This window comes from Pseudomonas sp. DE0010, assembly GCF_007680745.1.
In the GTDB taxonomy this organism is placed as follows: Bacteria; Pseudomonadota; Gammaproteobacteria; order Pseudomonadales; family Pseudomonadaceae; genus Aquipseudomonas; species Aquipseudomonas parafulva_B.
In genome coordinates, this window is sequence record NZ_VEJQ01000007.1 from 145,872 (window position 1) to 159,798 (window position 13,927).

The 13,927-nt window shown below is 63.3% G+C and carries 12 protein-coding genes; 7 read left to right on the forward strand and 5 right to left on the reverse strand.

Translation table 11 applies throughout. From position 1 onward, the window contains the following. Positions 1–9 precede the first annotated feature (9 nt). Both parC and FS767_RS07930 read left to right on the forward strand, forming a co-directional pair. Positions 10–2,265, forward strand: a complete 2,256-nt coding sequence (parC, locus tag FS767_RS07925; RefSeq protein WP_144964783.1) for a DNA topoisomerase IV subunit A — start codon at positions 10–12, stop codon at positions 2,263–2,265. A gap of 172 nt (positions 2,266–2,437) precedes the next feature. Continuing rightward, positions 2,438–3,148 carry a membrane integrity-associated transporter subunit PqiC gene (locus tag FS767_RS07930; protein WP_023532908.1) on the forward strand — a complete coding sequence of 237 codons (711 nt, stop codon included), beginning with the start codon at positions 2,438–2,440 and terminating at the stop codon, positions 3,146–3,148. A gap of 85 nt (positions 3,149–3,233) precedes the next feature. Here FS767_RS07930 and FS767_RS07935 read toward each other — a convergent pair whose 3' ends face one another. Continuing rightward, entirely contained in the window at positions 3,234–4,676 is a 1,443-nt protein-coding gene (locus FS767_RS07935; protein WP_144964784.1) for a histidine kinase, read from the reverse strand. A 134-nt stretch (positions 4,677–4,810) separates the two neighbouring features. On the opposite strand from FS767_RS07935, the gene serB reads away from it, so the two are divergent. Then, complete coding sequence (gene serB, locus FS767_RS07940) at positions 4,811–6,025, forward strand: phosphoserine phosphatase SerB (protein ID WP_058604066.1); 1,215 nt, start codon at positions 4,811–4,813, stop codon at positions 6,023–6,025. Positions 6,026–6,100: 75 nt separating this feature from the next. On the opposite strand, the gene asd is transcribed toward serB, so the two are convergent. From asd to FS767_RS07950, 3 genes are read right to left on the reverse strand one after another with little or no spacing between them, the layout of a single operon-like run. After that, positions 6,101–6,964 carry an archaetidylserine decarboxylase gene (gene asd, locus FS767_RS23195; RefSeq protein ID WP_078477903.1) on the reverse strand — a complete coding sequence of 288 codons (864 nt, stop codon included), beginning with the start codon at positions 6,962–6,964 and terminating at the stop codon, positions 6,101–6,103. A 9-nt stretch (positions 6,965–6,973) separates the two neighbouring features. Beyond that, positions 6,974–7,783, reverse strand: a complete 810-nt coding sequence (locus FS767_RS23200) for a rhodanese-like domain-containing protein (RefSeq protein ID WP_256674246.1) — start codon at positions 7,781–7,783, stop codon at positions 6,974–6,976. Positions 7,784–7,825: 42 nt separating this feature from the next. Next, complete coding sequence (locus FS767_RS07950) at positions 7,826–9,361, reverse strand: HDOD domain-containing protein (protein WP_144964785.1); 1,536 nt, start codon at positions 9,359–9,361, stop codon at positions 7,826–7,828. Positions 9,362–9,491: 130 nt separating this feature from the next. Between FS767_RS07950 and motA the strand changes: the two genes are divergently transcribed. Together motA and motB are read left to right on the forward strand one after the other, a co-directional pair. Beyond that, positions 9,492–10,343 (forward strand): flagellar motor stator protein MotA, encoded by an 852-nt coding sequence (gene motA / locus FS767_RS07955; protein WP_058605808.1) that lies wholly within the window; start codon positions 9,492–9,494, stop codon positions 10,341–10,343. A gap of 3 nt (positions 10,344–10,346) precedes the next feature. After that, complete coding sequence (motB, locus tag FS767_RS07960; RefSeq protein WP_144964786.1) at positions 10,347–11,369, forward strand: flagellar motor protein MotB; 1,023 nt, start codon at positions 10,347–10,349, stop codon at positions 11,367–11,369. Between the two features lie 80 nt (positions 11,370–11,449). On the opposite strand, the gene rsgA is transcribed toward motB, so the two are convergent. Continuing rightward, positions 11,450–12,481: a small ribosomal subunit biogenesis GTPase RsgA gene (gene rsgA / locus FS767_RS07965; RefSeq protein WP_023532943.1), complete on the reverse strand. Its 1,032-nt coding sequence runs from the start codon at positions 12,479–12,481 to the stop codon at positions 11,450–11,452. Between the two features lie 139 nt (positions 12,482–12,620). On the opposite strand from rsgA, the gene orn reads away from it, so the two are divergent. Together orn and FS767_RS07975 are read left to right on the forward strand one after the other, a co-directional pair. Next, the gene (gene orn, locus FS767_RS07970; protein WP_144964787.1) at positions 12,621–13,163 is read left to right on the forward strand and encodes an oligoribonuclease; all 543 of its coding nucleotides are present in this window, start codon (positions 12,621–12,623) and stop codon (positions 13,161–13,163) included. A gap of 111 nt (positions 13,164–13,274) precedes the next feature. Continuing rightward, the gene (locus FS767_RS07975) at positions 13,275–13,886 is read left to right on the forward strand and encodes a trimeric intracellular cation channel family protein (protein ID WP_023532953.1); all 612 of its coding nucleotides are present in this window, start codon (positions 13,275–13,277) and stop codon (positions 13,884–13,886) included. Positions 13,887–13,927 lie beyond the last annotated feature (41 nt).

Consider the following 13,927-nt stretch of genomic DNA (forward strand, 5'->3'; position numbering starts at 1 on the left):
GAGGCTCGCATGAGCGAACTACAAGACAGTCTGGACGGCGTCGAACGCCGCTCGTTGGCTGACTTCACCGAACAGGCCTACCTCAACTACTCCATGTACGTGATCATGGACCGGGCCTTGCCGCATATCGGCGACGGCCTCAAGCCTGTGCAGCGGCGCATTGTCTACGCCATGAGCGAGCTGGGCCTGGACGCCGATGCCAAGCACAAGAAGTCGGCGCGCACCGTGGGCGATGTGCTCGGCAAGTTCCACCCCCACGGGGACTCGGCCTGCTACGAGGCCATGGTGCTGATGGCGCAGCCCTTCAGCTACCGCTACACACTGGTGGACGGCCAGGGCAACTGGGGCGCGCCGGACGATCCCAAGTCGTTTGCCGCCATGCGTTATACCGAAGCACGGCTGTCGCGGTATGCCGAGGTGCTGCTCGACGAAGTCGGCCAAGGTACCGTGGATTGGGTGCCCAACTTCGACGGCACCTTGCAGGAACCGGCGGTGTTGCCCGCGCGCCTGCCCAACATTCTGCTCAACGGCACCACCGGCATCGCCGTGGGCATGGCCACCGACGTGCCGCCGCACAACCTGCGCGAGGTGGCCAGTGCCTGCGTGCGCTTGCTCGACGAGCCAAAGGCCTCCATCGAGCAGTTGTGCGAGCACATCCAGGGGCCCGATTACCCGACCGAGGCAGAGATCGTCACGCCTCGGGCCGACATTCTCAAGATGTATGAAAGCGGGCGCGGTTCGATTCGCATGCGTGCAGTGTACCGGGTCGAGGATGGCGATATCGTCGTCACGGCGTTACCGCACCAGGTGTCCGGCGCCAAGGTACTGGAGCAGATCGCCGCACAGATGCAGGCCAAGAAGCTGCCGATGGTCGCTGACCTGCGCGATGAGTCCGATCACGAAAACCCCTGCCGCATTGTCATCATCCCGCGGTCCAATCGCGTGGATGCCGACGAGCTGATGCAGCACCTGTTCGCCACTACCGACCTTGAAAGCAGCTACCGGGTCAACGTCAACATCATCGGCCTGGACGGCCGCCCGCAACTGAAGAACCTGCGGGCGCTGCTGCTGGAATGGTTGGAGTTCCGTACCGGCACTGTCCGGCGGCGCTTGCAGCATCGCCTGGACAAGGTCGAAAAACGCCTGCACTTGCTGGACGGCTTGCTCACTGCCTTCCTCAATCTGGACGAAGTGATTCATATCATCCGTACCGAGGAACATCCCAAGCAGGCGCTGATCGCCCGCTTCGACCTCACCGAGATCCAGGCCGATTACATCCTGGAAACCCGCCTGCGCCAGCTCGCCCGGCTGGAAGAGATGAAAATCCGTGGCGAGCAGGACGAGCTGCTCAAGGAGCAGGCCAAGCTGCAGGCACTGCTGGGCAGCGAGGCGAAGTTGCGCAAGTTGGTGCGCAGCGAATTGATCAAGGATGCTCAGACCTATGGCGATGACCGACGCTCGCCCATCGTGGCGCGGGCAGAAGCCAAGGCGCTCTCGGAAAACGAGCTGATGCCGACCGAGCCCGTCACGGTGGTGCTGTCGGAGAAAGGCTGGGTAAGGTGTGCCAAGGGGCATGACATCGATGCCACGGGCCTGTCTTACAAAGCCGGGGATGGGTTCAAGGCCGCAGCCGCGGGGCGCTCGAACCAATTTGCCGTGCTCATCGATTCCACCGGCCGAAGTTATTCGGTGGCCGCCCACAGCCTGCCGTCAGCCCGTGGCCAGGGCGAGCCCCTGACCGGGCGCCTGACGCCGCCACCGGGCGCCACTTTCGAGTGCGTGCTGCTGCCCGAAGACGATGCGCTCTACGTGGTGGCCTCCGATGCCGGCTACGGGTTCGTGGTCAAGGGTGAAGACCTGCAGGCCAAGAACAAGGCTGGCAAAGGGCTGCTCAGCCTACCCAACGGCGCCAAGGTGATGACGCCGCGACCGGTGGCCAATCGGGAGCAGGACTGGTTGGCAGCGGTAACCACCGAAGGCCGTCTACTGGTGTTCAAGGTCAGTGATCTGCCGCAGTTGGGCAAGGGCAAGGGTAACAAGATCATCGGCGTGCCCGGTGACCGGGTCGCCAGCCGGGAAGAGTACGTCACAGACCTTGCCGTGGTGGCCGAAGGGGCCACGCTGGTGCTGCAAGCCGGCAAGCGGACCCTGTCACTCAAGGGCGATGACCTGGAGCACTACAAGGGCGAACGTGGCAGGCGCGGCAGCAAGTTGCCCCGTGGCTTCCAGCGGGTCGATGGGCTGCAGGTCGAGTTGCCCGCCTGAGCATCAGACAGGCCCGCAATGGCGATTTCACCGCCGTTGCGGGCAGAAATGCTGGAGTCGGGCACTTATTTCGCGGATGATATGCCCCCTGCGGTGCCGGCGTAGCCGTGTGCCCGTTTGAATCCATACGTATCACTGCGGCGTGCCTGAAGGCAGCCGCCTGGATGGGATGATGAAATTTCTGCGCCTTCCCTTTGCGCTGTTGATGACGGGTCTATTGGGCCTTGGCGGGTGCACCATGCACCAGCCGGTTGCCTTGTACCAGCTCGACAGCGGTGATCCTGGCCAGCCGTCGCAACATGCGGGCATGGCTGTCGTACTCGGCCCGGTTTCGGTGGCCGACTATCTGCAACGTGAGACGTTCCTGCAACGCCAGGCCGACGGCAGCCTCAGTGCTGCGACCGACGGGCGCTGGGCAGGCAGCCTGTCCTCGGACATCGACCAGTTGCTGGTGCGGCAGCTGGCCTGGCGTCTGGACAGCCAGCGCGTGGTGCTGGCGCCGGCGACGGCAGGTTTCAGCCCGGACGTGCAAGTGCTGCTATCGATCACGCGACTGGACTCTGGCAAGAACCAACCCGCGGTTCTGGATGCACAATGGCGTGTGCTCGACCGCCGTGGTCAGGTGCGTGACAACCGCATCGTACATTTAGAGCAGAAGCATGAAGGCAGCGAGGCCTCCCAGGTCCAGGCGCAAGGGCAACTGCTGCAGAAGCTGGCCGAGCAACTGAGCACTGCGGTCAAGCCGTTGGCAAACCAGCCGGCCATTGCCGAAGCCGCACCCAAGAAGCCTGCAGCGCCTGTGCAGGTCAAGAAGCAGCCCGAGAAATCCAAAATCCCGATGGCCTCGCCGATTCGTACCGACATGGAAGTGTATCGGTTCTGATCGAAGACCAGCCATGAAAAAGCCCGCATCAAGGCGGGCTTTTTCATGGGCGCTGTACAGCGCCGCGCAGCGACCCTGTAATGGCTCAGGCGCGGCGTTCGTGCATGCGGGCCAGTTGGCGCTCCAGCATCGAGGGGTATGGCTCCATCAAGCGCTCCACACAGCAGGCGCCTTCCGGGCTTGCAATGGGGCGGATGCGAGCACGCTGGCGGATCAAACCGTCGTCGTTGACCTTGCGCTCGACCAGCAGCAGGTTGCGGCTGTGTTGAGACAGTGCCAGCGCATCCTGCACCTTCTCAGCCATCAGCAGGTCGACCAGTTCCAGGCCATCGAGGTCATTGCTCATGGCAAGGCCCAGTTGCAGTTGCAAGGTGATGCCGCTGTCAGCGACGTCGATCTGCAAGGCATGGCCCAAGGCACGTAGCAACTCACCGCAACAAATGGCATTGGTAAGGTAGTCCTCGCCGCACTGGCGGCTGTGGAACAGGACCAACGTACTGCCATCGTTGAGGGTGTGGGTTTCGCCCTCGTACAGCGAGGCCGAATGTTCCAGGCACTCCTGATAGCGCTCGGTAAGCTCGGTCAGGCGGGTGCGCGGCAAACGCCGCAGCTGCTCCTGGGAACCCAGTTGCACGGCAAGCACTGCGCTGAACTGGGGCTCATCGGACTCCACTTCGATCGCATGCGCCGGTGTGTCGTCCAGCAGGCCGGCGAATGCCTCGTCGTCATCGTCCGCGCTGGTCACGGTAGTGCGCTGGGCAGGCTTGGAAACGGGGGCGGGCGCTTCATCGAAGTGCTCGTCGTCCTCCGGTTCCGGTTCCGGCTCTGGCGGAGGCGGTGGAGCCAGTCGGGCGTGCAGTTGCCGGGCGATGTCGCCAATCTCGTCCTGGCGGTCGGTGGCGGGCGTGTAATACTGCGGGTCGCGCAACCAGACCCGCAGCTGCAGCAGCGGCAAGGTGATGAATCGGCCCTGGCGCAGGCTCAAGGTCAGGGCGAGCACCAGCAGAATGGCCGCCAGGATAGCCATGCTCTGCATGCTGATCAGCATGGGCTGCTGGAACTGGCTCATGTCCAGGCTCATGCGCAGTTGCCCGGCGGCCACGTCCTGGAAGGTGATCTTGGTCTGATAGACGCCCTCGGCCTCACCCAGCAGGCTGTTGCGCGGACGCTGGCCTGCCTCGGCAAGGATGCGGTTGTCGACACTGTAGATGGCGGCATGCGCCACCAGCGGGTTCTTCACCAGGTTGCCCAGCAGCACGTTGAGGCTGAGGATATCGTTGGCCACCAGCAACTCGGTCGCCGACGTGGCCGTCTGGGTCGTCAGGCTCTGGCCCACGGCATCGGCCTGGTCGTGCATGGCCTGCTTGAACTGCAACCCCATTACGCAGGCATAGATCACCAGCGCCAGGGCCACCAGGAAAATGTTGGTGCAGGCGATGCGCAATGCCAATGGCACGCGACGTTGACTCAGGGCGCGATAGATCATCAGGAAGAAATTGTCTGTTTTGACTGAGGTGGGCCGGTTCACTGAGCTCGGCTCTTAATGGCATGAAGTGGGGGGCAGTATAGCGACACGGGTTTTGTCGGCAAAGTATCGTTAGCGCCCGATGGTCACGGAAAATCGGTAGAATGCGCATTTTTCATCGAAGTCGGAGCCTGGTTGTGCGCGAAATCGTCCTGATCAACATCACCGGTGAGGACCGCCCCGGTCTTACCGCTGCCATCACTGGCGTCCTGCTGCAGGGCGGTGTGAGCATTCTCGACATCGGCCTGGCGGTGATGCACGGCACGCTGTCGTTCGGCATCCTGGTGGATATCCCGGATAACGAAGTGGCGACCAAGCTGCTGCAGAGTGTCCAGGCCAAGGCGCACGAGCTGAACCTGCAGGCACGCTACACACCGATTTCCGAAGCGGACTACCAGCACTGGGCCGATGGCCATGGTGAAGCACGGCACGTGGTGACCCTGCTCAGCCGCAAGATCTCGCCCGACCAGTTGCAACGCGTGAGCGCCATCATCAGCCAGCACGGGCTGACCATCGAGCGCATCGAGCGCCTGTCGGCTCGAGTGGCGCTGGACGCGGACACCAGCAAGGGCAAGGCCGCGGTGGAAATTTCGGTTCGCGGCGAGCCTGACGATGGCCAGGCGTTGCGCGCCGAGTTCTTTGCCTTGTCCGAGGCTCTGAGCATCGACATCGCCTTCCAGCGGGACGACCTGTTCCGCCGCAACCGCCGCCTGGCCGTGTTCGACATGGATTCGACCCTGATCGAGGCCGAAGTGATCGACGAGCTGGCCAAGGCCGCTGGCGTGGGTGAGCAGGTCGCGGCAATCACCGAGCGGGCCATGCGGGGCGAGTTGGACTTCCGGGCCAGCTTCAAAGAACGTATGGCGCTGCTCAAGGGCCTGGATGTCAGCGTACTGGATGAAATCGGCGCATCGCTGCGCTTGACCGAGGGCGCGGAAAACCTCTTTGCCGAGCTCAAGCGCCTGGGTTACAAGACCGCCATTTTGTCGGGTGGCTTCACCTACTTCGCCCGCCAGGTACAGGCGCGCCTGGGCATCGACTATGTCTTTGCCAATGAGCTGGAAGTGGTCGACGGCAAGGTGACTGGCGTGGCGGTGGAGCCTATCGTCGATGCCCAGCGCAAGGCCGAGCTGCTCCAGCAACTGGCCAGCGAAGAGGGCCTGCAACTGGAGCAGACCATCGCCGTTGGCGATGGCGCGAACGACCTGCCGATGCTGGCGTTGGCGGGTCTGGGCGTGGCCTTCCGCGCCAAGCCGCTGGTGCGTCAGTCGGCCAAGCAGGCGATTTCCACGCTGGGCCTTGATGGTGTGCTGTACCTGCTGGGCCTGCGCGATCGCGACACACGCGGCTGATCCAGCCTGCGCATGCGCAAGGCGGCCCCGGGTTTTGGCGTCAGCGCCCGAACCCTGGAGCCACGTCTCGGGCCATCACGCCTGCAACGGCGTGGCCAACAGCTGGCCCATGCGCACCGCCGAGGCGGCGCCCACGTGTTCGGCCCATTTGACCTGGTCGGGGCCAAACAGCACGATCGCCGTCGAACCCAGCTTGAACCGACCTAGCTCGGCGCCTTTTTCCAGGTGAATTGGCGCACGGCTGGCATCGTCGTAGCGGAAGGTCTTGAGCTCGCGCTTGGGCGGCGTGACCAGCCCTGCCCAGACGGTCTCGATGGAGGCCACGATCATGGCACCGACCAACACGACCGCCATCGGGCCGCGCTCGGTGTCGAACAGGCAGACCACCCGCTCATTGCGAGCGAACAGTTCGGGCACGTTTTCTGCGGTGGTCTGGTTGACCGAGAACAGCCGCCCCGGCACGTAGACCATCTCGCGCAGCGTGCCTGCCAGTGGCATGTGCACGCGGTGGTAGTCCTTGGGTGACAGGTAGACAGTGGCAAACTCGCCGCCCATGAAGGGGGCTGCCAGGGCCGGGTCGCCGCCCAGCAGTTCTTGTGCGCTGTAACTGTGGCCCTTGGCCTGGAAGATGCGGCCGTGCTCGATCGGGCCAACCTGGCTCACTGCACCGTCGGCCGGGCACAGGATGGCGCCGGGGGTCTGGTCCAGGGGGCGTGCGCCTGGTTTCAGGGCGCGGGTAAAGAATGCGTTGAAGTGCTCGTAGGCGGTCAAGTCTTCGACCAGCGCCTCACGCATGTCGACCTGGTAGCGCTTGGCAAACCAGGCGGTAAAGGCGTTCTTGAACCAGCGGGCGCGGCACTCGGCAACGCAGCCGGCCAGGCGCGACAGCAGGTGATGCGGCAGCAGATACTGGCTGATGATGAACAGACGGGATTTCATTCAGGTTCCTTAAACTTCGACAGGCGTGTCCGGGTGGTTGCCCCACTCGCTCCAGGAGCCAGCGTACGCTTTGACTCGCGGGTAGCCCAGGGCCTTTGCCACCAGATAAGTGAAACCGGAGCGGCGATGCGTCTGGCAGTGGGTGATCACTTCCTTGTCAGGCGTGATGCCAAGGGACTGCAGCACTTCGGCGATGTCCGGGCGGATGCGCAGATGGTCATTGAGATCCATGCCGGCGGTCCATTCGAAATTGACCGCACCGGGTATGTGCCCGCCTTTGGCCGCGAGCATTTTTTCGCCGGTGAATTCCTGTGGGGCGCGAGCATCCCAGATGGCCAGGTCATCGGCGCCCAGGCGGCTTTGCAGGTACTCGCGGGTGGCGGTGGGTTCCGGATGCAGTTGCAAACTCACCAGCCGGGTACCCTTGGCAGGCACATCGGTACTGAGCCGGTCGGCCGGCCAGGTCTGGATGCCACCGTTGAGATAGTGGTACCGGGTGTGACCGATCACATCGAGCAACCAGATGAAGCGGCCAGCCCAGCCACCGCCATCATCGTCATACACCACGTAGACCGCATCGCTGCGGTGGCCCAGTTCGCCGAACAGCTTTTCCAGGTCGCTCTGCGGCGGTAGCAGCCCAGGCGCAGGCGGCTGGCCGAGCTGGGTCCGCTTGCCCTCGACGAAATGCGCGCCCGGGATATGCCCGCTGACGTAACGATTGGCGCTGCTGAGGTCGACCAGGATCAAGTCGGGCGAGCCCAGGCGTGGCAACAGGTCGGCGGCTTCGATCACCAGCGGCAGGCCGGAAAAGTCGGTCATCCACGGTCTCCAGTGTGCAAAGGGGCGATTGTAGCGCAAGGCTCAGCCCTTGCGGTTGGCAAACACCGACAGCGCCCGTTCGATGCATTGCGAGGTTTTGCCAAAAGCCTGCACGCTGATGTCGGCCAAGGGCCGGCACCCCTGGTCGGCCACCAACAGCATCAGTACCTGGTCATTGACCGCCAGCGAGCGCAGCAGGACATGCTCGCCTCGGAACAGGGCACGCAAGGGCGGCGGCAACAACGAGGCGAACTGCGTATGGTTTTCGGGCGTGATGCGCAGTTGCCCGGCCTTGGACATCAGCTTTTGCAGCAGCTTGTTCGCCGTTACCGGCAATACCAGGCTGGTCGCCTCTTTCGCTAGCCCGGCCGCCTGTTGCACGCGCAGGCAGTCATTGGTCCTGTCCAGGCCAAGCAGCAGCAGGCGTTGCATGCCGCACGCCAGTACCGCTTCACGGGCTTGGGCCGCCAAGTGCACGGTATTGGTGAAAGGGCTGGGCTGGGCCAGCAAGTCCTGGCAGAGCGACCGCCAGCGCGCCAGTTCATCGGCGGTGGGGGGCGGGGGCGCCAGCATGTCCGGGTGGGGGCGGCGTTGATGCCACGGCCAGATCAAGGCCTCGGCTGGGTGGAACAGTGCCAGGCGCGCATGACGCCTGGCACTGGCCGCGGCTTGTTGGTGCACCTGCTGTTGTACGTCTTCGAGCGAGGTCTGCAGGTAGAGTGCGGTCAGCAGTTGCCAGCGCAGCAGATGGGGATTGTCCCAGCCCACCTGGGCTGCCAGCGCCAGGTTATTGGCCAACAGCACGGTGTTGGCCGGTTGGTTGAACCAGCGCCGCAGACCGGGCTCGGCATCGAGCCGATGTTGTTGGTTGAGCAGGTCTTCGTCCCGGGCGATGTTCAACACCTGGGCAAGCTGCTCGCGCTCTTCGAGCAGCAGACGGTAACCCTGGGTCACCCATTGCGGCAGGCGCCACTGCTGGGCCACGGCCTGGCACAGCGCCATGATGCGAACACCGAACAGCTCCTGCTCGACAATAGCGGCGTCTTCTCCTTTATGGATGACCCGCAGCTCCCAGGTGTCGAGCAGCTTCGGGTGGGCCAATGCCAGCGGCCATAACGGGGACAGAAACAGCAGGCTACCCCAGTGGATTTCCTGCCACAGCCGCGCCAGTCGGCTGGCGAACAGGCCACTGGCCTGCTGCGAGGCATGCTGGCTGATCATCTGGAACTGGCGCAGCACCGGCGGGATGTCTTCCATCGGCAGCGCTGGCAGGCGCTTGAGCAGCAGTGCGCTGCGCTCAAGGCCCAGGCGATTGAGGGCAATCTCCAGGCTTTCGGCCGGCTCGGCCTGGCTGGCGTTGGTCGGGTGGTTGGCTTCGCGCATCACCGACAGCACCAGGGCCGGGCTGTCCTGCATCAGCTCGGCGATATCGCGCAATGAACGCCGGTTATCGTTGATGGCCGCCATGACCCGGTCGTAGCTGTGCTTGGGCACAGGAATGCGCACACTCTCCAGCAGCTTCACCCAGGCTTCTAACGTACGTGGGGCCTGGCCGGATACCTCGGTTTCAATTGGCATTTTGACATCAGTCCGAACTGGCTTTTCGCTTTTAGTGGCTATAGTCTGGCGCAGTTCTGCCGATAAGGAGAAGAAGAGTTTTGACGCTCCCGCCTCTTTCCCTGACCACGACAGCAAGTGCTTTGAATCTATGGCTAAAATTATCGGCATCATCGTCGTATTCGCGAGCGTACTCGGCGGCTACGTCCTTTCCCACGGCAAGATTGCGGCGCTGATCCAGCCGTTCGAAGTGCTGATCATCGGCGGCGCGGCCTTTGGTGCGTTTCTGCAGGCCAACCCTGGCTACATGACGATGCACGTTCTGAAGAAGTCGATGAAGATGTTCGGCTCGCGCTTCACCCATGCCTATTACCTGGAAGTGCTGGGGCTGGTCTATGAAATTCTCAACAAGAGCCGCCGCGAAGGCATGATGGCCATCGAGGCCGACATCGAAGACGCCTCGGCCAGCCCGATCTTTGCCAAGTACCCGACCGTACTGGCCGATGAGCGCATGACCGCGTTCGTCTGCGACTACCTGCGCATCATGTCCACCGGCAACATGGCCCCCCACGAACTCGAAGGTCTGTTCGACATGGAGCTGCTGAGCATGAAGGAGGAGCTGGAGCATCCGTCCCACGCGGTCACTGGGGTTGCAGACGGCATGCCAGGCTTCGGTATCGTTGCAGCTGTATTGGGTATCGTTGTCACCATGGCATCGCTGGGCGATGGTGACCAGGCAGCCATCGGTATGCACGTGGGCGCCGCCTTGGTGGGTACCTTCTTCGGTATTCTCGCCGCCTACGGTTTCTTCGGGCCACTGGCCAAGTGCCTTGAGCACGATGCCAAGGAAGAACTCAACCTGTACGAGTCGATCAAGGCCTCGCTGGTCGCCTCGGCCTCGGGCATGCCGCCGTCGCTGGCCGTGGAATTCGGGCGCAAGGTGCTGTACCCCAAGCATCGCCCCAGCTTCTCCGAGCTCGAGCAAGCGGTACGCGGTCGCTGAGTCATGGAGAACAATCAGCCCATCATCGTCAAGCGCGTAAAGCGCTTTGGCGGCGGCCACCACGGTGGCGCCTGGAAGATCGCCTTTGCCGACTTCGCCACGGCCATGATGGCGTTCTTTCTGGTGCTGTGGTTGCTGTCGACCGCAACCCCTGAGCAGAAGATCGCCATCGCCGGGTACTTCAAGGACCCGATCGGCTTCTCCGAGAGTGGTACACCTTACGTCATCGACCTGGGCGGCTCGCCCGAGCTGGCGCCGGAGAAGACCATCAACCCCGAGGTGAAATCGGAGCCGACCCCAGACACCAGCATCGAACTGAACAAGGACCAGGTGGAAACCATGGCCGAGCAGGTCGAGCGCGAGCGCCTCGAGCTGCTGCTGCAGGAGTTGCAGAACAAGGTGGAGGAGAACCCGCAGCTGCAGAAGTTCAAGGACCAGATCCTGTTCGAGATCACCCAGGACGGCCTGCGCATCCAGATCATGGACGCCGAGAACCGGCCCATGTTCGACATCGGCAGTGCACGCTTGCAGCCCTATTTCGAGGACATCCTGCTGGCCATGGCCGATACCATCAAGACCGTGCCCAACAAGATCAGCGTCAGTGGCCATACCGATGCCAAGCCGTACGCAGGCGCTGGCGAGTTCGGCAACTGGGAGCTGTCGGCCAACCGTGCCAACGCTGCGCGGCGGGCCCTGGTGGCAGGGGGTTATCCAGATGGCCAGGTGGCACGGGTGGTGGGGTATGCGTCTTCGTCGCTGTTCGATCGCAAGAACCCGTTCAACCCGGTAAACCGTCGGATCGACATCATCGTGCTGACCAAGAAGGCCCAGCGTGATATCGAAGGCGAGCAGGGCGCCGCGCCACCGCCGGCGCAAGCCCCTGCTGGGGCGCAGCCACCTTCAATGACCGCGCCGGCACCCTCGGCGGCCGATGACCAGACGCCCATGCAACCACGTGAGTTGCGCCAGAAGCTCAACATCTTCGAGGACGGCACGTTGAAGATGGATGAGACCAAGGAACAGTGAAGGCTTGGCAGCCCCGTTGGGCTGCCGGTCACTGCCGGGGCGGACAAGGCACCCCGCCTGCATTGGGCATGCAGGGTTGATCAGTAGGTTTCTTCCGGCAGGCTGGCGATGATCGAGCGGTAGCTGTTCATCCGCTGTGGCTTGATTCGCCCGTCTTCCAGGGCCTTGAGCAGCGCGCACCCAGGCTCGCGATCATGTTTGCAGTCGCGGAAGCGGCAGGTGCCGAACAGGTCGCGGAACTCGATAAAGCCCTCTTCCACATCGGTGCGGCTGACATGCCCCAGGCCGAACTCACGGATGCCCGGCGAGTCGATCAGGTCGCCCCCGTTGGGGAAGTGGTACAGGCGGGCGGTGGTGGTGGTATGGGTGCCCTGGCCCGACCATTCCGACAGGTCACCGACCCGGGTACCGGCCTGTGGCAGCAGGCTGTTGACCAGCGACGACTTGCCCACCCCCGACTGACCGACGAAGACGCTGATGTGTCCATCCAGTGCCTGCTGCAGGCGCTGCATGCCATCCCCTTGATGCGCCGACACCTCCAGCAGCGGGTAGCCCAGTTCACGGTAGACGTCCAGGAGCGCTTGCAGGCCTGGCCCGTTCTCGTCATTGACCAGGTCAGCCTTGTTCAGCAGCAACAGGGGGCGCAGGCCGGCATGCTCGGCGGCCACCAGGTAGCGGTCGATGAGGTTGGGGTGCGGTTCCGGCGCCGGTGCGAAAACGATGACGATAAGGTCGACATTGGCCGCCACTGGCTTGAGCTGGCCATGGTTGTTGGGCCGGCACAGTTCGGTTGCACGGGGCATCTGCGCAACGATGACGCCGATCCCCTGGTTGCCGGCACGCCAGACCACGCGGTCGCCAGTGACCAACGCAGGAAGGTTGGCGCGCAGGTGGCAGCGAAACACCTGGCCTGCGGTGTCGCCATCCTGGGCTTCGACTTCAACTTGTACACCGAAGTGCGCGATCACCAGCCCCAGCTGCTCGGGCCCAAGGTCGCCGCCTTCCAGTTCCTGCAAGGCATGCTGCTCTCGCTTTGCCGCACGTGCAGCGCGCTCGTTCTGAATCTTTTCGATACGCCAGTTCTGGCGACGGTTGAGCTGGCGTTTGGCCATGAACGCTCCGTAGAAGGCCCCGTGCGGGGCGTAGAAAACGACTGGCAGTCTAGCATGCCGGGCCTGAACGCTGTCCGCTTCACTTTGGTTCGTGGGGGTGCACTGCGCTAATATAGGCCTCCATCGGAGGAGTGCCTGCATGCAAAACCCACAGAACCTGATCTGGATCGACCTGGAGATGACCGGGCTGGATCCGGACAGCGATGTCATCATCGAGATGGCCACCATCGTCACCGACAGCGATCTCAATACGCTGGCCGAGGGCCCGGTCATCGCCATCCACCACAGTGATGAAGTGCTGGCGCGCATGGACGACTGGAACACCCGCACCCACGGCGCCTCCGGCCTGACCCAGCGTGTGCGCGAGAGCAAGGTGAGCATGGCCCAGGCCGAGGCCCAGACCATCGCCTTCCTTGAGCAGTGGGTACCTAAAGGCAAGTCGCCGATCTGCGGGAACAGCATCTGCCAGGACCGTCGGTTCCTGTACCGGCACATGCGTCAGCTGGAAAATTACTTCCACTACCGCAACCTCGACGTCTCCACCCTCAAGGAACTGGCAGCGCGCTGGGCCCCCGAAGTGCGAGACAGCTTCAGCAAGGGCAACACGCACCTGGCGCTGGACGACATTCGCGAATCCATCGCCGAGCTGCGCCACTACCGCGAACACTTCATCAAATTCTAAAAAAACGCAGCTCACGCGCTTCACGCGACCATCAGCGTACGGCCCCGGCACTTCTGCCCGAGGCCGTGCGCTGATGGTCGCTTGAGCGGGTGATCGGTGTGGGTCTTGCTCATGTTGCTGATGCTTTATCTGATCGCCATCACCGCCGAAGCGATGACCGGTGCGCTGTCGGCCGGCCGTCGTGGCATGGACTGGTTCGGGGTGGTGCTGATCGCGTGCGTGACCGCATTGGGCGGGGGGTCGGTGCGTGACGTGCTGTTGGGGCACTACCCGCTGACCTGGGTCAAGCACCCGGAATACCTGGTGCTGACCAGCTGTGCGGCGCTGTTGACCATTTTCATCGCGCCGATGATGCGCCGCCTGCGTTCCCTGTTTCTGGTGCTCGACGCCTTGGGGCTGGTGGCCTTTACCCTCATTGGCTGCATGACCGCGCTGGAGATGGGGCAGGGCATGCTGGTGGCGTCCATCAGCGGGGTGATCACAGGGGTCTTCGGCGGGATTTTGCGGGATATCTTTTGCAATGACATCCCGCTTGTGTTCCGCCGAGAGCTTTACGCGAGCGTGTCGTTCGCTGCGGCCTGGTTCTACCTGGGCTGCGACTACTTCAAGGTGCCCGCGGAGCAAGCCATGCTGCTGACCTTGTTCGGTGGGTTTCTGGTGCGGTTGCTGGCTATCCGCTTTCACTGGGAGATGCCCAAGTTTCATTACAATGACCAGCAGTGAGGGTGGGCGCCCGCTGTAGGCTAAGCGGGCCTAGGCTTTGC

Excerpts from the sequence above, each read along its gene's own strand:
- parC (WP_144964783.1), top strand. The coding sequence starts at position 10 with ATGAGCGAACTACAAGACAGTCTGGACGGCGTCGAACGCCGCTCGTTG.
- FS767_RS07930 (WP_023532908.1), top strand. The coding sequence starts at position 2,438 with ATGAAATTTCTGCGCCTTCCCTTTGCGCTGTTGATGACGGGTCTATTG.
- asd (WP_078477903.1), bottom strand. The coding sequence starts at position 6,964 with ATGAAATCCCGTCTGTTCATCATCAGCCAGTATCTGCTGCCGCATCAC.
- FS767_RS23200 (WP_256674246.1), bottom strand. The coding sequence starts at position 7,783 with ATGACCGACTTTTCCGGCCTGCCGCTGGTGATCGAAGCCGCCGACCTG.
- FS767_RS07950 (WP_144964785.1), bottom strand. The coding sequence starts at position 9,361 with ATGCCAATTGAAACCGAGGTATCCGGCCAGGCCCCACGTACGTTAGAA.
- motA (WP_058605808.1), top strand. The coding sequence starts at position 9,492 with ATGGCTAAAATTATCGGCATCATCGTCGTATTCGCGAGCGTACTCGGC.
- motB (WP_144964786.1), top strand. The coding sequence starts at position 10,347 with ATGGAGAACAATCAGCCCATCATCGTCAAGCGCGTAAAGCGCTTTGGC.
- rsgA (WP_023532943.1), bottom strand. The coding sequence starts at position 12,481 with ATGGCCAAACGCCAGCTCAACCGTCGCCAGAACTGGCGTATCGAAAAG.
- orn (WP_144964787.1), top strand. The coding sequence starts at position 12,621 with ATGCAAAACCCACAGAACCTGATCTGGATCGACCTGGAGATGACCGGG.
- FS767_RS07975 (WP_023532953.1), top strand. The coding sequence starts at position 13,275 with ATGTTGCTGATGCTTTATCTGATCGCCATCACCGCCGAAGCGATGACC.